The organism is Acidiphilium sp. C61 (assembly GCF_905116885.1).
Lineage (GTDB): Bacteria > Pseudomonadota > Alphaproteobacteria > Acetobacterales > Acetobacteraceae > Acidiphilium.
Genome location: NZ_CAJHNI010000005.1, coordinates 1,988,459 through 2,009,860, shown reverse-complemented (window position 1 = coordinate 2,009,860; position 21,402 = coordinate 1,988,459). Strand labels below are relative to the sequence as shown.

The 21,402-nt window shown below is 63.8% G+C and carries 17 protein-coding genes and 1 tRNA gene; 6 read left to right on the top strand and 12 right to left on the bottom strand.

Features of this window, described 5'->3' with window-relative positions; all coding sequences use genetic code 11:
* Positions 1 to 123: 123 nt before the first annotated feature.
* From treS to HUW10_RS12210, 8 genes are all read right to left on the bottom strand, one after another.
* The gene (gene treS / locus HUW10_RS12245) at positions 124 to 3,471 is read right to left on the bottom strand and encodes a maltose alpha-D-glucosyltransferase (RefSeq protein ID WP_174503763.1); all 3,348 of its coding nucleotides are present in this window, start codon (positions 3,469 to 3,471) and stop codon (positions 124 to 126) included.
* A gap of 596 nt (positions 3,472 to 4,067) precedes the next feature.
* Positions 4,068 to 5,549: an amidase gene (locus tag HUW10_RS12240; RefSeq protein WP_174503762.1), complete on the bottom strand. Its 1,482-nt coding sequence runs from the start codon at positions 5,547 to 5,549 to the stop codon at positions 4,068 to 4,070.
* Between the two features lie 6 nt (positions 5,550 to 5,555).
* Entirely contained in the window at positions 5,556 to 6,491 is a 936-nt protein-coding gene (locus tag HUW10_RS12235; protein ID WP_174504862.1) for a branched-chain amino acid ABC transporter permease, read from the bottom strand.
* Positions 6,491 to 7,378: a branched-chain amino acid ABC transporter permease gene (locus HUW10_RS12230; protein ID WP_174503761.1), complete on the bottom strand. Its 888-nt coding sequence runs from the start codon at positions 7,376 to 7,378 to the stop codon at positions 6,491 to 6,493. The genes HUW10_RS12235 and HUW10_RS12230 overlap by 1 nt, the downstream gene beginning before the upstream one ends.
* 30 nt (positions 7,379 to 7,408) lie before the next feature.
* On the bottom strand, positions 7,409 to 8,644 hold the full coding sequence (locus HUW10_RS12225) for an ABC transporter substrate-binding protein (protein WP_174503760.1): 1,236 nt from the start codon (positions 8,642 to 8,644) through the stop codon (positions 7,409 to 7,411).
* A 21-nt stretch (positions 8,645 to 8,665) separates the two neighbouring features.
* Positions 8,666 to 9,358 (bottom strand): ABC transporter ATP-binding protein, encoded by a 693-nt coding sequence (locus HUW10_RS12220; RefSeq protein WP_174503759.1) that lies wholly within the window; start codon positions 9,356 to 9,358, stop codon positions 8,666 to 8,668.
* Positions 9,351 to 10,109, bottom strand: a complete 759-nt coding sequence (locus HUW10_RS12215; protein ID WP_174503758.1) for an ABC transporter ATP-binding protein — start codon at positions 10,107 to 10,109, stop codon at positions 9,351 to 9,353. The genes HUW10_RS12220 and HUW10_RS12215 overlap by 8 nt, the downstream gene beginning before the upstream one ends.
* A gap of 160 nt (positions 10,110 to 10,269) precedes the next feature.
* A complete protein-coding gene (locus HUW10_RS12210; protein WP_174503757.1) occupies positions 10,270 to 11,274 on the bottom strand; it encodes an NADP-dependent oxidoreductase in 1,005 nt (334 codons plus the stop codon).
* A 120-nt stretch (positions 11,275 to 11,394) separates the two neighbouring features.
* Here HUW10_RS12210 and HUW10_RS12205 point away from each other — a divergent pair, with 120 nt between their 5' ends.
* The 3 genes from HUW10_RS12205 to HUW10_RS12195 all read left to right on the top strand — a co-directional run bounded on the left by HUW10_RS12205 (position 11,395) and on the right by HUW10_RS12195 (position 13,785).
* Entirely contained in the window at positions 11,395 to 11,814 is a 420-nt protein-coding gene (locus HUW10_RS12205) for a ketosteroid isomerase-related protein (RefSeq protein ID WP_174503756.1), read from the top strand.
* Between the two features lie 107 nt (positions 11,815 to 11,921).
* The gene (locus HUW10_RS12200) at positions 11,922 to 12,749 is read left to right on the top strand and encodes a UDP-2,3-diacylglucosamine diphosphatase (RefSeq protein WP_174503755.1); all 828 of its coding nucleotides are present in this window, start codon (positions 11,922 to 11,924) and stop codon (positions 12,747 to 12,749) included.
* Positions 12,733 to 13,785 carry a glycosyltransferase family 1 protein gene (locus HUW10_RS12195; protein WP_174503754.1) on the top strand — a complete coding sequence of 351 codons (1,053 nt, stop codon included), beginning with the start codon at positions 12,733 to 12,735 and terminating at the stop codon, positions 13,783 to 13,785. The genes HUW10_RS12200 and HUW10_RS12195 overlap by 17 nt, the downstream gene beginning before the upstream one ends.
* A gap of 4 nt (positions 13,786 to 13,789) precedes the next feature.
* Here HUW10_RS12195 and rplT read toward each other — a convergent pair whose 3' ends face one another.
* Together rplT and rpmI are read right to left on the bottom strand one after the other, a co-directional pair.
* Positions 13,790 to 14,146: a 50S ribosomal protein L20 gene (gene rplT, locus HUW10_RS12190; RefSeq protein ID WP_174503753.1), complete on the bottom strand. Its 357-nt coding sequence runs from the start codon at positions 14,144 to 14,146 to the stop codon at positions 13,790 to 13,792.
* Positions 14,147 to 14,159: 13 nt separating this feature from the next.
* A complete protein-coding gene (gene rpmI / locus HUW10_RS12185) occupies positions 14,160 to 14,363 on the bottom strand; it encodes a 50S ribosomal protein L35 (RefSeq protein ID WP_012040415.1) in 204 nt (67 codons plus the stop codon).
* 287 nt (positions 14,364 to 14,650) lie between these two features.
* Between rpmI and HUW10_RS12180 the strand changes: the two genes are divergently transcribed.
* From HUW10_RS12180 to HUW10_RS12170, 3 genes are all read left to right on the top strand, one after another.
* Entirely contained in the window at positions 14,651 to 17,287 is a 2,637-nt protein-coding gene (locus tag HUW10_RS12180) for a glycosyltransferase (protein WP_174503752.1), read from the top strand.
* Positions 17,288 to 17,790: 503 nt separating this feature from the next.
* Positions 17,791 to 17,866, top strand: a tRNA-Asn gene (locus HUW10_RS12175).
* 237 nt (positions 17,867 to 18,103) lie between these two features.
* Entirely contained in the window at positions 18,104 to 19,696 is a 1,593-nt protein-coding gene (locus tag HUW10_RS12170; protein WP_217425397.1) for a DUF1796 family putative cysteine peptidase, read from the top strand.
* Between the two features lie 131 nt (positions 19,697 to 19,827).
* Here the strand turns inward: HUW10_RS12170 and thiE are convergent, their stop codons facing one another.
* Together thiE and HUW10_RS12160 are read right to left on the bottom strand one after the other, a co-directional pair.
* The gene (gene thiE, locus HUW10_RS12165; protein WP_174503750.1) at positions 19,828 to 20,454 is read right to left on the bottom strand and encodes a thiamine phosphate synthase; all 627 of its coding nucleotides are present in this window, start codon (positions 20,452 to 20,454) and stop codon (positions 19,828 to 19,830) included.
* A complete protein-coding gene (locus tag HUW10_RS12160; RefSeq protein WP_174503749.1) occupies positions 20,451 to 21,365 on the bottom strand; it encodes a class I fructose-bisphosphate aldolase in 915 nt (304 codons plus the stop codon). Before HUW10_RS12160 ends, thiE begins: the two co-directional genes overlap by 4 nt.
* Positions 21,366 to 21,402 lie beyond the last annotated feature (37 nt).

Below are 21,402 nucleotides of genomic sequence, written 5' to 3'. Positions count from 1 at the left end.
CTGGAGCATTTTCCGATCCTTGCGGATCGGATGCAGTGCTCCATCATATTGAAAAACAGGACATCTTTATCCAATCAGATGGTGCGCCATTGCCGTGAGCGAACCACGATCAGCGCGACATCGTCAATCGAAACCGGGCTCGTCGGAAAGCCTTCCCTCCCGCGCAAGCCCGCATAGCCGGGCCAGGCCTTCGGCCGGAATGCCGATCCTGCCGTGGCGGAGGGCGGCTTCGCGGCAAACTGCATCCGCCACCGTCTCGACCAGGAACAGACGGACGAGGCCGTCCCACGCATTGTCATCGACCCAGCGATGCGGTGCCGCCACTTCACTGGCGCGATAGGCCAGCGTGAAGGAAGCTGACACCTCGTTACGAAACCGCTCCACGATGGCGTCGCATCGCCGCGCGGGGCGGGCACCGCTCGCAAGCCGGGCCTGCCTGACCGTCAGCGCCGCATCATCGATCGACCATAACACGCCCGCCACATCGCGGAGCGGCGAGGCTTTCCGGCGCCGGATCGCCAGCGGGATGGATGCCTCGCCCTCGAAATCGATGATCAGCGCATTGCCATGCACGACGAGAATGCGGCCCAGGTGGAGATCGCCATGAATGCGCGTTGTCAGCATCCCCGCCCCCGCGCTGGCCAGGCGGGAGATTTCGGCTTCCAGCGAAGTGCGGGTCCGTTGCAGCTGCGCCACGATCTCCTGCGCGCCGGGGCCAGGAGCCGGCGATGCGTCGTCGAGAGCGGCGAAGGCCGCGGCGATCCGGCTGCGCGCCGCTTCCGCCCAGCCGGCCGCCTCGTCCGTCCCGGCGCTTCGGGGCGCGAAGGCCGCGGATGAATGCGGCATGGCAAGCACGGCGTGCATCTCGGCAAGCCGTCGCCCGATGGCGCCCGCCAGCGCGAGACACGGCGCCAGCGCGGCATCCTCTCCTGCCGCATCAAGCTCCGCGTGCGCCGCATCATCGACGGCGCGGCTCAGCGCATCGATCATGTATTGCCGGGCGTCGCCCTGATTGCGCACGTAGTGCTGCACGATCACCAGGGTGGAGCGCGCCCCGGCATCATCCGTCAGCACGACCTCGCCGAGCGGCGCCGGTGTATGCGCGAATCCATGCGCGGCAAGGAACCGCGGCATCTCCACCTCGGGATGATCGCCGGCCTCGAGACGCCGCAGGATCTTGATGATCGCGGTCTCGCCCATGATCATCGCGCTACTGGCGTGCTCGGCGGAGAGCCTGCGGATTCCGGCATCGTCCGCCGGGAGGACTTCCCGCGCGCGCTCCGTCGCCTCGTCCGTCGCCTCGAAGGCGAGCGCGCCCGCGCCGAGCCGGAACGACCGCGCCTCCCGAATCCCCGCGATCACGGCGCGGGCAAAGGAATCGACGGCAAACCCGTCGGTCAGGTGGCCGAGACGCCGCTGCTGCCGCAAGCGCGCCAGCGCCAGTTGCTGCACGATCGGCGCGGCGGGCGGCTCGCCCCAATCGGCTGCAAGCGGCAGGAAATAGCGCTCATCCCGCCCGCCCCGCGCCAGTGTGGCCTGGCAGAGCAGGAACTCGCCCTCCGGCGTCCCGACATGGTCCATCGCGGCGATCGACACATCGCCGGCCTCGCCACCTCCGCTCGCCAGCCAGCGCCGCCGGGCGAGGTAAGGCGGCAGCACGTCCGTCTCCAGGCTCCGCAGGGTTTGAGGCGTGACCAGATCCCGCAAGCCATCGCGCATCACCAGGGTCACGAAATCCGGCAACGGCTCCGAGGGTTCGACCCGCCAGCCCGGCATCGAGGTTTCGGTCGCGAGACTGAACCAGTAGAACGCATAGGGCGGCAGGGTCAGCACATAGGGGAGCGGGCCGATCGGCGGAAAGGGCGAGCCGCCGATGACATCGAGCGGCACCCGGCCGGCAAAGGCCGAGAGATCGAGTTCGACCGCCTGGGCCGTGCGCGCGAGATTGTAGACGCAAAGGATCGTCTCTCCCGCATCGTTCTGCTCGGGCAGATCCCTGATATAGGCGAGTATCCTGCGATTTCCCGGATACAGGAACCGCATGCCGCCCCGGCCGAAGGCGCGATGCCGCCGGCGCACGGCGAGCATCCGCCGGGTCCAGTTGAGCAGGGAATGCGGATCTTTCGCCTGCGCCTCCACATTCAGCGCCTGATAGCCGGAAACCGGGTCCATGATCGGCGGCAGCACCAGCGCTTCGGGGTCGGCGCGGGAAAACCCGCCATTCCGGTCGGGGGACCATTGCATCGGCGTGCGCACGCCATCGCGGTCGCCGAGATGGATGTTGTCGCCCATCCCGATCTCGTCGCCATAATACATCACCGGCGTACCCGGCATCGACAGCAGCAGACCGTTCATCAGCTCGATGCGGCGGCGGTCCCGCTCCAGCAGCGGCGCGAGGCGGCGGCGAATGCCGAGATTGAGCCGCGCGCGGTGATCGGCCGCGTAGGTGGCCCAGAGATAGTCGCGCTCCCTGTCGGTCACCATCTCCAGGGTGAGTTCATCGTGGTTGCGCAGGAAGATCGCCCATTGGCAATTCTCCGGGATCTGCGGCGTCTGGCGCATGATATCGGAAATCGGAAACCGGTCTTCCTGCGCGATCGCCATGTACATCCGCGGCATCAGCGGAAAGTGAAACGCCATGTGGCATTCATCGCCATCGCCGAAATAGGGCAGCGTATCCTCGGGCCACTGGTTCACTTCAGCGAGAAACATGCGGTCGGGCGCGTGCGCCTCCAGCGCGGCGCGGAGCCGCTTCAGGATCGCATGGGTCTCGGGGAGATTTTCATTGGCGGTTCCTTCACGTTCGGCGAGATAGCCCACGGCGTCGAGCCGGAACCCATCGACGCCGAGATCGACCCAGAATCGCATAATTCCGAGAACTTCCTGAAAAACCCTCGGATTGTCGAAATTCAAATCAGGCTGATGGCTGTAGAACCGATGCCAGTAATAAGCGCCGGCGGTTGCATCCCAAGTCCAGTTGGATTTTTCGAGATCGACGAAGATGACGCGTGTACCTGCATATTTCTGATCGTTGTCCGACCATACGTAATAGTCGCGCGCGCTCGATCCCGGCTTTGCGAGGCGGGCGCGCTGAAACCAGGGGTGCTGGTCGGAGGTGTGGTTGATGACCAGTTCGGTGATGACCCGCAGGCCGCGGCGATGAGCTGCGTCGATGAAGCGGCGCACATCGCCCAGCGTGCCATACTCGGGATGGACGGCACGATAGCCGCTGACGTCATAACCATCGTCGCGCCGGGGCGAGGGATAGAAGGGCAGCAGCCAGATCGCGGTGACGCCGAGATCGACGATGTAGTCGAGCTTCTCCATCAGCCCGGCAAAGTCGCCGACGCCATCGCCATTCCTGTCGAAGAACGACTTGACGTGAACCTGATAGATGATGGCGTCCTTGAACCATTGCGGATCGCTCGCCTGCGCGTCCGGCCTGAACAGCGTTTCCGAATGACGGGTCATACCCCGCACCTCCCGACATCAATGGCGGTTCTACGAACCACGGCCGGGCCGGAACAGCGCCCGCGCCGCGGGGCGGACGGGATCGCGCGCGATGGATCGATCGTTATCGTTTCGCAATTTTTTGTTAGTGCCGTGGCGGACAGCAACGCCGCGTGCTGCCGGGCGGGATGGGCGTTCTGACCCTGCGTGTATTGGCTGGACGCCGAATTGCCGAGGGTCATATTGCAGTCGTTCATGCGCAGTCTCCATGAGGCTTCGGCCGGCATGCCGTTGCGGGAGACTGCGAGCAGACGACGCCCGGAAACGGCAGGCCGATCCTTCGACCACGGTGTGGGCCGCTAGAGCACTTTCCGATCCGATTGGATCGGATGTAGTGCTCTAGCATATTGATAAGTCGAGCATCTTTATCCGATCAGATGATTCCATCTGATCGGATGATGCTCTAGAGCAGTTTCCGATCCTGATGGATCGGATGGAGTGCTCTACCACATTGATAAACAGAGCATCTTTGTCGGATCAGATGTCGTGCCCTGTCACGTTGATGCCCCAAATGTCGGCCACGGAGCCGGTCTGGTCAAGGCGCTGGCGCGGCGCGGTCAGCTGCCTTGCGGCCGCCGGCCGGCCCAGGGCGATGCCGCTTCCAGCTGCGCGGCGAGGCGGAGCAGCGTGGCTTCATCGGCGGTGCGGCCGACGAACTGAACGCCGATCGGCAGCCCGTCGGCCCCCTGATGCAGCGGCACCGACATGGCCGGAACGAAGGCCAGGTTGGCGAGCTGGGTGAAGGGCGTGCGTTCGAGATTCTGGAAGGCGAGCCCTTCGACAACGCCCGAGCGAATCAGCAGGCCACCGGCATTGGCCCGGCTGATCAGCCGGGAGATGGCCTGGATGGGGGCCGGCGAGTCGAGCTCGCCTATCCTTGCGGGGCCGAGTGCGGTGGTCGGCGTGAGATAGAGGTCATATGTCGTGAAGAACGCGCCGAGCGCGCGGGCGAACCCGTTCCAATGCTCGCGCAGCTCGACATAGGCGCCGGCGGACATCGCCCGCCCGATCGCGGCGATCGCCCGTGTGTCGGGGTGGAAATCCCGGTCGCGGCTGCCATGCTCGCGCCGGAGCCGGGCAAGCATTGCCGCGACCTGGCCGTAATACATGCCCATGTAGCAGCGCGCGAGCAGCTTGCCGTCGATCGCGGGCTCGGCCTCCTCGACGATGTGGCCGAGGGATTCGAGCAGGCGGGCAGTGGCCGCGACAGCCTCGGCGATCTCCGGCGCGACCCGCCCGCCGATCGGCGAGCGGATTGAGAAGCCGATCCGCAACCGGCCCGGATCGGCACCGGGTTCAGCGGCGAAGGGGCGCGCCGGCGCCGGGATGATGAAGGGATCGCCCACCGCCGTGCCGGCGAGACAGTCGAGCATGGCGGCCGAATCGCGAACGCTGCGGGTCAGCACATGGTCCGCCACCGCGCCATCCCACATCTCGCCGGCCATCGGACCCGAGGAGACTCGCCCGCGGGACGGCTTGAGCCCGAACAGCCCGCAATAGGAGGCGGGAATGCGGATCGACCCGCCGCCATCGCCCGCGCCGGCCATCGGAACGTAGCCGGCGGCAACCGCGGCGGCCGATCCACCCGACGATCCGCCCGGCGTATGGCCGGGATTCCACGGATTGCGGGTCGCGCCGTAAAGGCGGGTTTCAGTGGTCGCCTTGAGGCCGAGTTCCGGCGCCGTCGTCATCCCGGCGATCACCAGCCCGGCGGCGAGGCAGCGTTCGACGAAATGCGAGGACCGGGCGGCGACATTGCCCCGCAGCGGCAGGGCGCCCATCGTCATCGGCGCGCCTTCGTACTCCTGCGCGAGATCCTTGAGGAGAAAGGGAACGCCCGCGAAAGGCCCCTGCAATCCGGCGGCGATCTGCCGGCGGGCGCGGTCCCGCAGATCGGCGGCGATGGCGTTCAGCCGGGGTTCGCTGGCGTCGATCCTGGCGAGGGTTGCATCGAGCAGCTCCTCCGCCGTGATCTCGCCGCCCCTGATCAGGGCGGCGAGGGATGTTGCGTCGTGAGTTCCGAGTTGTTCAGCCTGCATGCCCCATCAAAGGGACAATTTGAGCCAGGATGCAACCTCTCCGGCAACGCCACGGCGGAAGGCGAGCACGCAGGCGATGAAGATCACGCCCTGGATCACCGTCACCCAGTCGCTGAAACTGGCGAGATAATATTGCATGGCGACGATGATCGCGGCACCGACGAGCGGGCCGAACACCGTCCCGATCCCGCCGACCAGAACCATCAGCACGACCAGGCCGGACGTGGCGTTGCCGACATCGGTGAGCGTGGCGATGCGGACCACCAGCGCATTCAGCCCGCCGGCAATGCCACCCAGCGCCGCGGACAGCACGAAGATGACCCATTTATACTGCTCGACCTTGTAGCCGAGCGAAATGGCGCGGCTCTCGTTCTCGCGGATCGCCTTCACCACCTGGCCGAACGGCGAGTGGATCACCCGATGGACGAACAGGAAGCCGGCGATGAACACGCCGAACACCAGCCAGTAGAGCTGCAGGTCGTTGTGCAGGGGCAGGCTGCCGAACAGGTTGCCGCGGGGGATGTTCTGGATGCCGTTTTCGCCGCCGGTAAAGCTCGTGTCCTGCACCGCGAAGAAATAGACGAGCTGCGCGAGGGCGAGGGTGATCATCGCGAAATAGATGGTTTGCCGCCGGATCGCGAGCCAGCCGAACACGACGCCGATGGCCGCGGCGGTGAGCCCACCAAGGATCAGCCCGACTTCGGTGGAAGCGTGCATCGTCTGGATCATGTAGCCGACGACATAGCCGCCCATGCCGAAGAAGGCAGCCTGGCCGAGCGAGAGCAGGCCGGTATAACCCATCAGCAGGTTCGCCCCCATCGCGAAGAGCGCGAAGCACATCACCTGCATGACGAAAATCGGATAGACGACGAAGGGCGCGACGGCGAGGATCGCCGCCATGACGACGAAGCCGATCGCCTGGGCGCGGGTGAAACCGAACATCATGCCGCCCTTCCGAACAGGCCGGCCGGACGGGCCAGCAGCACGACAGCCATCACCGCGAAGACAACGACGGACGATGCTGCCGGATAATAGACCTCGGTAAAGCCCTGGATGATGCCAAGGCCGAAGCCGGTGATGATGGCGCCGCCGATCGAGCCCATGCCGCCGATCACGACAACGGCGAACACCGTGTTGATCAGGTCGGTGCCCATGCCCGGATTGACCGAATAGAGCGGCGCCGCGAGCACGCCCGCCAGCCCCGCGAGGGAGACGCCGGCGGCAAAGGTCAGCGCGATCACCCGCGGCACGTTCACGCCGAAGGCCTGCACGAGCGCGGGATTTTCGGTCGAGGCGCGCAGCAGGGCGCCGAGGCTGGTCTTTTCGATCACGAACCAGACCGCCACGCAGATGATGATTGCCGCGGCCACCACGAAGCCGCGATAGACCGGCAGATACATGAAGCCGAGATTGAGCGTGCCGGACAGGATGTCAGGCGCCCCGTAGGATACGCCCGAGCTGCCATAGGCGTTGGTGAACAGCCCCTCCAGCACCAGCGCGAGGCCGAAGGTCAGCAGCAGGCCGTACAAAATGTCGAGCTTGTAGGTGAAGCGGATGAGGGTGCGTTCGAGCCCGAGCCCGAACGCGCCAACCATCACGGGGGCCAGCACCAGCGCCGGCCAGTAGCCGATGCCGAGATAATGCAGGAGCCCCCAGGTCACGAACGCGCCCACCATGAAGAGCGCGCCATGCGCGAAGTTGATGACGTTCAGCAGACCGAAAATGATCGCCAGCCCGAGCGAAAGCATCGCGTAGAACGAGCCGTTGATGATGCCGAGCAGCAGCTGCCCGAACAGCAGCGGCGCCGGCTTGCCGAGGATCATCAGCATGACGTGTGTCTCTTCATGGCGGGCTTGATCTCAGGCCTTGACCAGCGGGCAGCCTTCGGCGGCCATCGGCATGAACGCTTCCTTCGCCGGGGTCGTGGCGAGGAGATCGTAGTAGTCCCACGGCTCCTTGCTCTCGGACGGCGACTTCACGCGGAACAGGTAGGCCGGGCACATGAAGCGGCCATCCTCGCGGATGTAGTTCTTGCCGTAGGCATCGTCGTCGGTCGGCATCTTCTTCATCTGCGCGACGACGGCGGCGCCGTTCTTCACGTCCTTCATGTTGTTCATGGCATCGACGGCCTTGAGGAAGTGCAGCGTGCCGGAATAGCTGCCGGCCTGGCCCATCGAGGGATAGTTGTCCGGCGTGCGCGGCTTGACCCGCTTCATGAACGCGCGGGTGCGGTCGTTCAGGTTCCAGTAGAAGCTCTCGGTGAGCGTCAGGCCCTGCGCGATCTCGAGGCCCATGCCATGCACGTCGTTCAGGAAGATCAGCAGGCCGGCAATGTGCATCTTCTTGTTCAGGCCGAACTGATGCGCCTGCTTGATCGAGTTCACCGTGTCCTTGCCCGCGTTGGCGAGGCCGAGCACGTCGGCGCCGGAGGCCTGGGCCTGGATCAGGTAGGAGGAGAAGTCGGTCGTGGTCGGGAACGGATAGTTGATGTTGCCGAGCACCTGGCCGCCCATCTGCTTCACGACAGCGGCGGTCTGCTCGTGCAGCAGGTGACCGAACGCATAGTCGGCGGTGATGAAGAACCACTTCTTGCCGCCCGACTTCACGATGGCGCCGCCGGTGGAGTGCGACAGCATGTAGGTGTCGTAGGTCCAGTGCACGGTCTGCGCGTTGCAGAACTTGCCGGTGATGTCGGAGGAGGCGGAGTTGGTGTTGATGTAGGCGCGGTTCTTGTCGTGCGCGACGCCCTCGATGGCGATGCCGATCGCGGAGTTCGGGACGTCGATCACGAGGTCCGCACCCTGGTCGTAGAAGCGGCGGGCCAGCGCGGTGCCGACACCCGGGTTCTCCTGGTGGTCGCCACGGATCACCTCGACGTCATAGCCCTTCTGCTTGGCGCCGAAATCGGCGATCGCCTGCTCGACGCACGCAACCGAGGTCGGGCCGCCGATGTCGCGATAGGGGCCGGAGAAATCGCTGACGACGGCGATCTTGAGCTTCTTGGCCGAGGCCGCGCGCGCCCGCGTGCCGGGCAGCGAGGCCGCTGCAACGCCGGCGGCGGCGCCGCCGAGAAGGTTTCTTCTGCTCAGGTCCATGGATGTTTCCTTCGTTGAGGTTCAGATACCAAGTCGCCGGTTGAGCGACTCGGCGCGGGCGGCGAGCTCATTGGCCGGGATCATGTCCACGACCTGACCGTGCTCGACGAGGTAGTGCCGGTCAGCAAGCTTGGCGGCAAAGCGGAAATTCTGCTCCACCAGCAGCACGGTAAAGCCACGGCGCTTGATCTCCGCGATCATGTGGCCGATCTGCTGGACGATGACCGGCGCAAGCCCCTCGGTCGGCTCGTCGAGCAGCAGCAGCTTGGCGCCGGTGCGCAGGATGCGGGCGATCGCCAGCATCTGCTGTTCGCCGCCCGAAAGTTTGGTCCCCGGGCTTTTCGCGCGCTCGCGCAGATTGGGGAACAGCTCGTGGATATCGGCGACACTCATGCCCCCGGGTGCGACCACCGGCGGCAGCATCAGGTTTTCCTCCACCGTCAGCCCGGCGAAAATGCCGCGGTCTTCCGGGCAGAAGCCGATGCCCGCGCGGCCGATGATGTCGGGGCGGGCGGCGATCAGCTCGGCGCCGCGAAAGCGGATGCTGCCGGTGCGCTTCGGCACCAGCCCCATGATCGCCTTCAGCGTCGTCGACTTGCCGGCACCGTTGCGGCCGAGCAGGGTGACGCATTCACCCTCCCGCACCTCGAACTTCATGCCATGCAGAACGTGACTCTCGTCGTACCAGGCGTTGAGATCGGCGATTTCAAGCATCGGCGTGCTCCGAGCCGAGATAGGCGGTGATGACCGCCTCGTTGGTGGACACGCTGGCGTAATCGCCCTCGGCCAGCACGCGGCCGCGCGCCAGCACCGTGATCCGGTCCGACAGGCCGGAGACGACGGAGAGATTGTGCTCCACCATCAGGATCGTGCGGCCCTTCCGGATCTGGCGGATGAGTGCCACGATCCGCGCCACGTCCGCCTCGGTCATGCCGGCTGTCGGCTCGTCCAGCAGCATCAGCTTCGGATCGAGCGCCAGCGTGGTCGCGATCTCCAGCGCGCGCTTGCGGCCATAGGAGAGTTCCGCCGCCGGCACCTCGACACTGTCCGACAGCCCGACATCGTAGAGCAGTTCGTGCGCGCGGTCGTTGAACACCGAAAGTGCGCGTTCGCTGCGCCAGAAATCGAAATTGCCGCCGCGCGAGCGGGCCAGCGCGACGCGCACGTTCTCGAGCGCGCTCATGTGCCCGAACACCGCCGAGATCTGGAAGCTGCGCACCAGGCCGCGGCGGGCGACATCGGCCGGCTTCAGGTCGGTGATGTCCTTGCCCTCGAATGTGATCTTGCCGGCACTCGGCTGCAGGAACTTGGTCAGCAGGTTGAAGCAGGTGGTCTTGCCCGCGCCATTCGGACCGATCAGCGCGTGAATGCTGTCCCGCTCGATCGACAGGTCGACGTCCTGCACGGCCATGAAGCCGCGAAAACCCTTCGCCAGACCGCGCGCCTCGAGTATGTTATCGGCCATGGATCGACCGATACCCTGCCGCCACGAGAGCGGGGGCCGATTTGACGATAAACGACATTTTCCCCTCGTCGGCCCCAGCCGGGCCGGTCACTGAATTGTGACGGCCTCGTGGCATATCGGCCGCGCCCACGCAAGAGCCTGAACGCGGCCAGTGATGATTTCACACTTTCGTTATGAGTTTTCCGAAATTGTCGCCGCTGAAAAGTTTCAGAAGTGTTTCCGGGAAATTTTCCAGGCCATCCACGATATCTTCACGGCTTTTCAGCTTTCCCTGCCGCAGCCACCCCGCCATCGCCTGCATGCCTTCGGGGTAGCGATCGGCCCAATCGAACACGATCATGCCCTGCATGCGTGCTCGATTCACCAGAAGCGAAAGATAGTTCGCCGGCCCGCGCACCGGCGTGGTGCTGTTGTATTGGGAAATCGCGCCGCAGATCACGATACGGGCGCGCAGGTTGATGCGGGCCAGGCAGTCATCGAGGATCTGCCCGCCGACATTGTCGAAATAGACATCGATCCCGTTGGGGCAGGTCTCGCGCAGCCGCTCGGGCACGCTCTCGGATTTGTAGTCGATCGCCGCGTCGAACCCGAGTTCGTCGACGATGTAGCGGCATTTGTCCTCGCGACCGGCAATGCCGACGACGCGGCACCCCTGGATCTTCGCGATCTGCCCCACCAGCGCGCCCACGGCACCGGCGGCGGCGGAGACGACGACGGTCTCCCCCGCCTTCGGCTCGCCGACCGCGAGCAGGCCGAAATACGCGGTCATGCCCGGCATGCCGAGGGTGGAGATGAACAGCGGCTTCGGCGCCAGGCTCGGGTCGACCTTCAGGCAATCCTTCGCGGCGATCGTCGCCACGCTCTGCACGCCGAACGGGCCGGTGACGACATCGCCGGCCGCAAACCCCGCCGCACGGCTCTCGATGATGGTGCCGACCGCGCCGGCCCGCATGACCTCGCCGAGCCCGACCGGCTTGATGTAGGACTTGCCCTCGTTCATCCAGCCGCGCATCGCGGGGTCGAGCGAGATGTATTCGACGCCGACCATGATCTCGCCCTCCTCGGGCTTGCGCGCCGGCTCGACGCGATATTCGAAATCATCGCGCTTCGGCAGGCCGACGGGGCGGCGGATCAGACGGAACTGGCGGGATTCGGGCTGGCTCATGTTTCGCTCCATATATTGACGTAAAGGTTAGGCCGTCAGCGGTATGACGGCAAGGGTGCGAAATCTTGAAGTGGCGCCGGAAGTCTGGAATGGTTCGGGACCACAGGGAAATTGAAGACCATGCAGAAGACCCCGGCCGAGACGACGACCGCGCTGATCGGCGCCTATTACGCCGCGTTCAACAGCGGCCAGGCGCGGGCGATGCTCGACCTGCTGTCCGACGACGTGGCGCACGACATCAACCAGGGCGCGCGGGAAACCGGGCGGGCGGCGTTCGCGGCGTTTCTCGACCACATGGACGTCTCCTACCGCGAGCATCTGACGGACATCGTCATCCTCGCCTCCGCGGATGGCAGCAGGGCGGCCGCCGAATTCGTGGTTCACGGCGAGTACCTGAAAACCGACCCGGGCCTGCCGGAGGCACGCGGCCAGCGTTATGTCCTGCCGGCCGGGGCGTTCTTCGAGGTGCGCGGCGGCAAGATCGCCCGCGTTTCCAATTATTACAATTTGCAGGACTGGCTGCGCCAGATCGGCGCCTGAACCGGCTGGGCAGAGCCCGCGAAAATCGTCATCGCTTTGTAAAGATCGTGGATCTGTCACCAGAGTTTCATTAGGAGCGGCGCGCCCGCCTGCCGTAGTGAGCGGGCATGACAGCCCCCGGCGCGATCACACGCTATCGCAGCGTGTTCATCTCGGACACCCATCTCGGCACGCGCGGCTGCCGGGCTGATTTCCTCGCCGATTTCCTGCGCAGGACCAGCGCCGAACACATCTATCTCGTCGGCGACATCATCGATGGCTGGCGCCTGCAACGCGGATGGTACTGGGACAAGCACCACGACGATGTCGTGACGCAGCTGCTCCGCAGCGCCCGCGCCGGCACCAAGGTCACCTACATCCCCGGCAATCACGACGAGGCCGTGCGGCGCTATCTTCATCTCAGCCTCGAGATCGCGGGGATCCGCTTCGCCGACGAGGCGGAGCACGTCACCGCGGCGGGGGAACGGCTGCTCATCATCCATGGCGACCAGTTCGACTCCGTGGTGTGCTACGCGCGGCTGCTCGCCGTGCTGGGCGACTGGGCCTATGGCGCGGCACTGGTCCTCAACCGCTGGTTCAATGTCGCGCGCGCGCGGCTCGGCTACCCGTACTGGTCGCTCTCCGCCTACCTCAAGCGCCAGGTGAAAGGGGCGGTCAAGGCGATCGACCGGTTCGAGGTCGCGCTGGCGGCCGAAGCCGCGTCGCGCGGGTTCGACGGCGTGGTCTGCGGCCATATCCACCACCCCGAGATGCGGGTGGTGAACGGCATTCGCTACATCAACGATGGCGACTGGGTGGAGAGCTGCACGGCGCTGGTCGAACATCACGACGGGCGGCTCGAACTGCTCGACTGGGCCGCCCTGAACCGGCTGTCCTTCCTTGCCCCCCGCGGCGCCGTCGTGCAGCCGGGCGCGATGGATGTCGCTCCTGCCTGAGCCTGCCCGGATCATGATCGTGAGCGACGCCTGGCACCCTCAGGTGAACGGCGTCGTGCGCACCCTGTCGATGCTGACCGACGAGCTGCGGCGCGACGGCCAGGAGGTCGTCGTCATCGGGCCCGACCGGTTCATGACGCTGCCCTGCCCGTTCTATGCCGAAATCCGGCTCTCGGTCGCACCGGGCCGGCTTCTGCGCCGGATGGTCGACGATTTTGCACCCGATGCGCTGCATATCGCGACCGAGGGGCCGCTCGGCATCGCGGCGCTGCGGCTGGCGCGCGCGCGCGGGTGGCGCTTCACCACCGCCTATCACACCCGGTTCCCCGAATATCTCGCGGCGCGGACCGGCCTGCCGCTCAGCCTGTCGCACGCGTGGCTGCGGCGGTTCCATCGCCACGGCGCGGGCACGATGGTCGCCACCGCCTCGATCGCGGCCGAGCTGCGCCGCTGGGGCTTTGTCAACACCAGACTCTGGTCGCGCGGGGTCGATGCCGCGCTGTTCCACCCGTCGCGGGCGGTCGATCTGCCCTATGAGCGGCCCATCTTCCTGTCGGTCGGGCGGCTCGCGGTGGAGAAAAACCTGCCCGCCTTTCTCGATCTGGACCTGCCGGGCACGAGACTCGTGGTCGGCGACGGGCCGGCGCGCGCGGCGCTGGAACGCCGTTACGCCGGGCCGCGCACCGTGTTTCTCGGCACGCGGCAGGGGCCGGATCTCGCAGCGCTGTTCGCGAGCGCCGATGTCTTCGTCTTTCCGAGCCGGACGGATACGTTCGGCCTTGTCGTGCTGGAGGCGCTGGCGAGCGGAACGCCGGTTGCGGCGTTCCCGGTTCCCGGACCGGCCGATATCATCGGCGGCGAGACGCCGGAGGTCGGGATTCTGGATGAGGATCTGGGGGCGGCGGCAAAGAAGGCCCTGCAGCTCGACCGTGCTGACTGCCGGCGCTTCGCAGAGCAGCATGACTGGGCGTCATGCGCGGCGCTGTTCATGCATCACCTGGTGCCGATCCGCCTCGACGGACCGGCACCAGATTGATTGTTTACGCGCGGACGGCCTTGGCCGCCTCGACGATCGCGGTGAAACCCGCGGGATCATCGAATGCCATCGCGGCGAGCACCTTGCGGTCCAGCTCGATATTCGCGGCCTTGAGGGCGGCGATGAACTGGCTGTAGGTCATGCCCTGCTCACGCACGGCGGCGTTGATGCGCTGGATCCAGAGCGCGCGGAATTCGCGCTTCTTGTTCCGGCGGTCGCGATAGGCGTAGCGGAGCGCCTTTTCGAGACGCTCGAGCGCAATCCGGTAATTGGTCGACGAGCGGCCGACAAACCCCTTGGACTGCTTGAGAACTTTCTTGTGACGGGCGTGGGTCGTCACACCCCGTTTGACGCGTGCCATGCTCTATCGCTCCTCAATCCAGACCGTAGGGGGCCCACTGCTTGACGGTCTTGCCGTCCTGCTCGGGCAGCGCCATCGTACCGCGGTTGGTGCGCTTCATCTTCTGGGAGCGATTGATCAGGCCGTGGCGCTTGTTGCCGTGGCCCGCCATCACCTTGCCGGTCGCGGTGATCTTGAACCGCTTCTTGACCGACGACTTGGTCTTCATCTTCGGCATTTCATACTCCTTCTCGTCCATACCCGGTCTCGACCGGGGGCGCGGCGTGCGGCCGGGCATGCCAAAAAGGCCCGGTCTCGCGACCTGGTCGCGCTGGAAGCGGGCGGTATAGGCAATCGCGCCGGGCTTGGCAACTCGATCCGCAGCGGCGCCGCGGCTTGCTTGCCGCCAAAACCCGATACCGGTAAACGATGGTTAAATATTATTCGATAGATTCGCGGAATTTGAGCGTCCCGACGCGGAACGCACCGACCATTTCACCACGGACCATTTCACAGGGAATTTTCATGGCAAAGCCTTCGGCGAATTCCAGGCGCAACGTGGCCGCTCCCCCCCGCGCCAGCACGGCCGGGCCGACCATCCTGGGGTTTCTCGACCGCATCGAGGAGGCATCGCTGGCCGGATGGGCGGTCGATCCCGGCGACATGTCCCGGCCGCTGTCGCTCCGCGTCATGATCGATGGCCAGATCGCCGATGTCATCACGTGCGATCTCGACCGGCCGGATCTGCACCAGCTGCACCTGCCGAACACCAGGGTCGGCTTTCACTTCGCGATCCCCTACCTCTATCAGGACGGGCTGCGCCACGTGCTGTCCCTGGCGACGATGGACGGGCAGAAGGTGACGCTGCCGGCGCGGGCGGGTTTCGCCCTGCCGGAGCTGCATTTCTGCCTGACGCGGCGTGTTCATGTCGAAGGTGTGCTCGACGGTCTCGTGGATGGGGTGGTCCAGGGCTGGGCCTTGCGCGTCGATGAGCGGGCGGGGCTGAAATCCGGCGGGCTTCGCATTCTCGTCTCCACCGGCGGCCAGCCTCTTGCCGAGCTTCTGGCCGACCAGTTCCGGGCGGACGTGGCCGAGGCGCTCGGCGCCGATCCGTGCTGCGGGTTTGCCTGGACGCCGCCCGCTTCACTTCACGCCAATGGCGCCAAGACCTTCGATTTTCACGTGATGCCGGATCGCATCCCGCTGCGGGGCAGCCCGGTCGAGCTGCGCATGCCGGGGACGTCCGAGCGAGCACGCATCAACGCGCTGATCGAGAAGGCCGACGATCTGCTGCGCTACGCCTACGGCCTGCGGCGGGATCTCAGGGCGGTGCTGCCCGCCGAGACATTTTCCCTCGCGAGATACCGCGAATGGGCCGCCCAGAGCCAACCGCTCGTCCCGGCGCGCATCGCGGCCCGCTACGGCGCGCGCGAAGATTCGCCGCTCGTGTCGGTCATCTGCCCGGTGTATCGGCCTGAGCAGGGCGCCTTCATCGCCGCGGTGGATTCGGTCCTGGCGCAGACCTATGGGAACTGGGAGCTCATCCTGGTCGATGACGGGAGCGACGATGCGCGGCTGACAGCGTTGCTGCGCCGCCTTGCCGGGGACTGCGAGCGCATCCGGGTCGAGACACTGCCGGCCAATCGCGGCATCGCCGCCGCCACCAATCGCGCGATCGAACTGGCGCGCGGCGCCTTCATCGCCTTCTTCGACCATGACGATTTGCTCGATCCCTGCGCGCTCGATGCGATGATGCGCGCGCAGGCGGCGACCGGGGCGCGGCTGCTCTACTCCGACGAAGACAAGATCGACCGGCGCGGCCAGGTTTCGGAGCCGAATTTCAAGCCGGATTTCAATTATCGCCTGCTGCTCGACCTCAACTATATCTGTCATCTGGTGGTGGTCGATGCGGCACTTGCCCGCGAGGCCGGCCGGCTCGACCCGTCGCTTGACGGCGCGCAGGATCACGACCTGCTGCTGCGGATGGTCGAGCGTCTCGGCGGGCACGAGATTCATCACGTGCCGGAAATTCTCTATCACTGGCGGATCACCGAGCGTTCCACCGCCGCCGCCGGCGCGGCCAAGCCGGCAGCGGCCGATGCGGGGGCGCGCGCCGTTGCCGCCCATCTGCGGCGCCGGGGGATCGCAGGCAAGACGGCGCGGCGCGGCGCGCTGACCTGCTACCGGACCAGCTTCGCGATCGACGACGATCCCGGCGTGTCGATCCTCATTCCGTATCGCGACCACATCGCGATGACGCAGCAATGCGTTGCCGCGATCCGCGAGGTTACGGCGGATGTTTCATGTGAAACATTGCTGCTCGACAACTGGTCGCAGGAGGCGGATGCGGAGCGCTTCGCCGTCGAACAGGGGAATCTGGCGGATACCAGGGTGCTGCGCATTCCCGAGCCGTTCAACTATTCGCGGATCAACAATCTCGGCGTGGCGGCGGCGCGGCATCCGTTCCTGCTGTTCATGAACAATGACGTGTTCGTGCGCGACCCGCTCTGGCTGCGGACGATGCTGAACGAGGCGCTGGCCGATCCGGGCGTGGGCGCGGTGGGTGCCAAGCTGCTGTATCCGAACGGCATGGTGCAGCATGCGGGGGTGGTTCTGGGTGTTGGCGGGGTGGCGGATCACGGGTTTCGCGGGCTGCCGGGCGACCAGCCTGGGTATATCGCGCATGCGATCGCGTCGCGCGAGGTTGCGGCGGTGACGGCGGCCTGCATGCTGGTGCGGCGGGAGGCGTTCGAGGCGGCGGGCGGGTTCGATGAGGCGGACCTGACCGTTGCGTTCAACGATGTCGATCTGTGCATGAAGATCCGGGCGGCCGGGTATCGGATCATCTATGCCGCCGATGTGGTGTGCGAGCATCGGGAGAGCCTGAGCCGGGGCGATGATTTCGACGATTCGAAGGTTGCGCGGTTCATGTTCGAGAACGAGGCGATGCTGGCGCGCTGGGGGCGGGAGCTGGCGGTGGACCCGTTTTACAGCCCGCATTTCAGCCGCGAGGGCGGCGCCTATCGCGATTTGCGGGTGATCGACCCGGCGACGGTGGAGCGGGTAGCGCCGCAGCCGCCGGAGCGGTTTCCGCGCGCGGCTTCCCCCGCCGCCGGCACGGAGGCGGGACGCAAGCGGCGGCGCGGGGCGGGGCGCGCCTGAGCGGCGCGCCGGCCGGCTCTTTGCAGCGCCGGCAGAATTCGATATATCCTGTAGCTACCGGCCCTCTGTCGGAATGGTAGACGAACGCGACTCATCGTAAATTGGGTGCCCGGGTGGAAATGCCCGGAGTAGAACCGCTCAAAGTCGGGGAAGGCTTCACTGCTAATCCCGAGCCAAGCCCGGAGACGGGAAGGTGTAGAGACTGGACGGGCGGCGCCTAACTCACTGCGCAAGCGGGTGACAGGGCGAAGGGACAGTCCAGACCACGAACCCGCATGGGGCGGCGAAAGCCGAAGTGGTACGAAAATCGCGCGCCCTTGCGGGCATCCCGGTTCGAGTCCGGGGAGGGCCATTCCAAATTTTTCCAGGCGTATCTCGCCGCCCGTTTCGGCGACGGCGGGGGACAAAACTCTGCGGTGGCGTCCAGATCGGGTGGCGCAAGGCGGATATGAACCTCCCCTGTTGCCTTCCGCCGCGGCCTTCGCTAAGAGGCTTCCCACTGGTCCCGGATAGCTCAGTTGGTAGAGCAAGCGGCTGTTAACCGCTCGGTCGTAGGTTCGAGTCCTACTCCGGGAGCCAGTTTTCCTGACATTGAAAATCTTGTCTTTGTTGGCAATCGTGTCGGCAATGAAGATGCGCTTCTGCCGTTCGACGTGAATGTCCGAAACACCTTCCCGAGACCCGTTTTTTGAATTTAGATTTTCGGACCGGGTCCTCTCGATCTTGATAAACAACATTTAGTGATCTAGCCAATCGATCATATTGTCTGCGACCACATATCCAGCGCCAGCCGCGGCTATTTTTTTGGAGTTAATTATGGATTGTCGTATTTTTGATTGTTTTACTTTCTTTAATGAAATTGACCTTTTGGAAGTAAGATTTGAAGAGCTTTATGACGTTGTTGACTATTTTGTTATTTGCGAATCAGCCCTAACCTTTCAAGGAAAACCAAAACCGCTCTATTTCGCGGAAAACAAGCAGCGTTTTTCAAAATATTTAGATAAAGTAATTCATATTATCCTGAATGATTTGCCCGATACGGGAAATCCATGGGACAGGGAATTTGCGCAGCGTGATGCGTTGGCGGCAGGCTGCAATTTGGCTCGACCAGGTGATTTGGTTCTGGTCAGCGACGCAGACGAGATTTACCGACGCGACGTCATTCAAAATATTCGCGGGACGGATGGGTATATCGCTTTCGATATGCCAATGTTCCAGTACTATCTCAATTTGAGAGCTGAGCCTTCTGGATGGTCCAGAGCATTTGGTTTTACTTGGAAATACAGAGAAAAACTTCGTAATTTTACCTCTGGCCGCATAGATAAAGATTTATTAAAAGAAACTTTTGGTCATCTTTATCACGAGATACAGCAGTCCGGCTGGCACTTCACTTATCTTGGCGGCGCAGAAAAAATTCGGACGAAACTCCAGTCATTCTCGCATACAGAAGAGTGGTTCAAAGTCATGCTCTCTGAGGGGGGCATCGAGGATCAGGTCGCTTTAGGTGGAGTTGTTGGCAATTTCTGGCATCTCGCTGAATACATAAATATTGACCATAATTTTCCAACCCATATTCAAAATCGAGTCGATTATTTTAAACAGATCGGATTTATCCGCGATATTCATGAAGCCTATCGTGAGCTTCAGATCAGGTATCGGGATGTCCGTGAAAAACTAAAAGAACAAATTAGCATTAACTCACAGATTATCATATCGAAACAAATATCTGACGGCATCAAAAACGATCAAGAAACCGCCTTATCACACGCCGCACAAAATAATAGATTTGAAAATATCATCAGTATAGGAACATATTGTACAGCAGCAGCTCATCTGCGCGAAGCCGGTTTGAGGCGTGCGTCCTTCCCATTTGACTGGATTTTCTCAAATCCATCAATGATTGCTGATTGTTTCGAAGATGATTTTTCTACACTTTTAAATCGTAACTATCTGGTACCAATTGAAAATGGCTCCAAATGCCAGCATGCATTCTATCAAGAAAAATATTCGATGCCTCACGGGGCGATATTTAATCATCAAAACGTCGCTGATGATGCTGAATATCAAAAACTTACCCGACGCGTAGATCGCCTGAGACAGGCGATTTCAAATAAAGATAAAACTTTATTGCTTATGATGATGAATACTTCATCATTTTACGAAGATATGGCAGGAACAATATTCCGTATCAAAAAAGCGGCGAAAGATTGCCCGGTATTTGTTGTTGTTTTCAGCCAGAGCTATGCCGAACCGAGAGGAAAATTAGAAATCATATTTAAAGATGCAGGGGTCATAATCGCAAAACTATTTGTTCACTCAGATACTTCTGACGGGCTACTGTTCGATGACCGGCAGGACACTGAGGCTGTAATCAAATTCCTGCATAATCTGAATAGAACTGATATATAAGTTTTATTCAAAGACCAGGACATCATCCGATCGGATAAGAATGTCCTGGTTATTTATATGAAAGAGCATCATCCGATCCGAAAGGGTCGGAAAACGCTCCAGGATATTTCCCTGAATGTCATGAAATGACTTCAATCATGGCCGATCTTTTTTGAAAATCCCCGCACGCCCGCAGCCGGGCCATCCGGATGGTTCCAGACGGCGCCGATGACCGCGAGGAAATCGGCGCCCGCATCCGCGAGGGGGGCAAAATTGTCCTGGGTGATGCCGCCGATGGCAACCGAGGGGATTTCCATCAGTTCGGACCACCAGCGCAGCAACTCGATATCGGCGTGGGCTTTCGGGGTTTTGGTCGCGGTCGGGAAAAACGCGCCGAAGGCGACGTAATCCGCCCCCTGCTCGGCCGCTTCCATGGCGAGGTGCCGGCTGTCGTGGCAGGTGATGCCGAGGCTCAGCCCGGCGAGCGTCTGGCGCGCGCGGGAGAGGCCGCCATGGGCGGCGAGGTCGTCCTGCCCGAGATGCGCGCCGTCGCACCCGGTTTCGACCGCGAGGCGGGGATCGTCGTTCAGCAGGAAGGCGACGCCGCGTGATTGCGCGACGGGGCGCAGCGCATCGACCGCGCGGCGCACGTCGTCCGGCGTGGCGTCCTTGAGGCGGAGCTGGACGCAGGCCACCGGCCCGGCGTCCAGCGCGGCCGCCAGCGCATCGGCGAAATCGGGGCCGATGCGGGGCGGGGTGATGAGGTAAAGCTCGGTCAAGCCTTGCCCTGGTAGATGCCGACGATCTGCGCGAGCAGGGCCAGCGCCTCGTCCCGCGGGCGGGTGAAGGCGTTGCGGCCGATGATCGAGCCGGAGGCGCCGCCTTCGTTCAGGGCGCGCACGGTGTCGAGCAGGCTGGCCGAGTCGGTTGCCTCGCCGCCGGAGAACACCACGAGGCGGCGGCCGTTGAAGCAGGACTGGACGACGTGCTCGATGCGGCGGGCCATGGTCGAGACGTCCACCTTCTCATAGGCCTTCCGCGCGGCGTCGAGCCCGATATGCTCGGTGGGCGGCTTCACCTTGATGATGTGGGCGCCGAGCAGTGCCGCCATGTGCGCGGCATAGGCGCAGATGTCGATCGCGGTTTCGGCCTTCTTGTCGATCATCGGGCCGCGCGGATACGACCACAGCACGACGGCGAGGCCGGCGGACTTCGCCTCTTCGGCGAGTTCGCGGAATTCCTCCATCATCGCGAACTGGTGCTCGCTGCCGGGATAGATGGTGAAGCCGACCGCGGCGCAGCCGAGGCGCAGGGCGTCGGAAATCGAGCCGGTGACGGCCTGGTCCTTCTCGGTGGCCAGCGAGTTGGAGGAGTTGAGCTTGAGGATGGTGGGGATGCTGCCGGCGAAGGCGTCGGCCCCGGCCTCGATCATGCCGAGCGGGGCGGCATAGGCGGACAGGCCGGCATCGAGGGCGAGCTGGAAATGGTAGTGTGGGTCATAGGCGGCAGGATTGCTGGCGAAGCTGCGCGCGGGGCCGTGTTCGAAACCCTGATCGACCGGGAGGATGACCATCTTGCCGGTGCCGCCGAGCTTGCCCTGCATCAGGATGCGGGCGAGGTTGGCCTTGGTGCCGGGATTGTCGCTTTCGTACCAGCTCAGGATCTTCCTGACCCGTTGAGTGACGCGCATTGGGATCTCCCTCTGTAAAAGTATGCAGGCTGAAAGA

Bases quoted from the DNA above. Each gene is read 5' to 3' on its own strand.
- HUW10_RS12215 (WP_174503758.1), bottom strand. From the start codon at position 10,109: ATGGCCGATAACATACTCGAGGCGCGCGGTCTGGCGAAGGGTTTTCGC.
- HUW10_RS12200 (WP_174503755.1), top strand. From the start codon at position 11,922: ATGACAGCCCCCGGCGCGATCACACGCTATCGCAGCGTGTTCATCTCG.
- HUW10_RS12210 (WP_174503757.1), bottom strand. From the start codon at position 11,274: ATGAGCCAGCCCGAATCCCGCCAGTTCCGTCTGATCCGCCGCCCCGTC.
- HUW10_RS12230 (WP_174503761.1), bottom strand. From the start codon at position 7,378: ATGCTGATGATCCTCGGCAAGCCGGCGCCGCTGCTGTTCGGGCAGCTG.
- HUW10_RS12205 (WP_174503756.1), top strand. From the start codon at position 11,395: ATGCAGAAGACCCCGGCCGAGACGACGACCGCGCTGATCGGCGCCTAT.
- rpmI (WP_012040415.1), bottom strand. From the start codon at position 14,363: ATGCCGAAGATGAAGACCAAGTCGTCGGTCAAGAAGCGGTTCAAGATC.
- HUW10_RS12170 (WP_217425397.1), top strand. From the start codon at position 18,104: ATGGATTGTCGTATTTTTGATTGTTTTACTTTCTTTAATGAAATTGAC.
- HUW10_RS12195 (WP_174503754.1), top strand. From the start codon at position 12,733: ATGTCGCTCCTGCCTGAGCCTGCCCGGATCATGATCGTGAGCGACGCC.
- HUW10_RS12240 (WP_174503762.1), bottom strand. From the start codon at position 5,549: ATGCAGGCTGAACAACTCGGAACTCACGACGCAACATCCCTCGCCGCC.
- HUW10_RS12220 (WP_174503759.1), bottom strand. From the start codon at position 9,358: ATGCTTGAAATCGCCGATCTCAACGCCTGGTACGACGAGAGTCACGTT.
- treS (WP_174503763.1), bottom strand. From the start codon at position 3,471: ATGACCCGTCATTCGGAAACGCTGTTCAGGCCGGACGCGCAGGCGAGC.
- rplT (WP_174503753.1), bottom strand. From the start codon at position 14,146: ATGGCACGCGTCAAACGGGGTGTGACGACCCACGCCCGTCACAAGAAA.
- HUW10_RS12225 (WP_174503760.1), bottom strand. From the start codon at position 8,644: ATGGACCTGAGCAGAAGAAACCTTCTCGGCGGCGCCGCCGCCGGCGTT.
- HUW10_RS12235 (WP_174504862.1), bottom strand. From the start codon at position 6,491: ATGTTCGGTTTCACCCGCGCCCAGGCGATCGGCTTCGTCGTCATGGCG.
- HUW10_RS12160 (WP_174503749.1), bottom strand. From the start codon at position 21,365: ATGCGCGTCACTCAACGGGTCAGGAAGATCCTGAGCTGGTACGAAAGC.
- HUW10_RS12180 (WP_174503752.1), top strand. From the start codon at position 14,651: ATGGCAAAGCCTTCGGCGAATTCCAGGCGCAACGTGGCCGCTCCCCCC.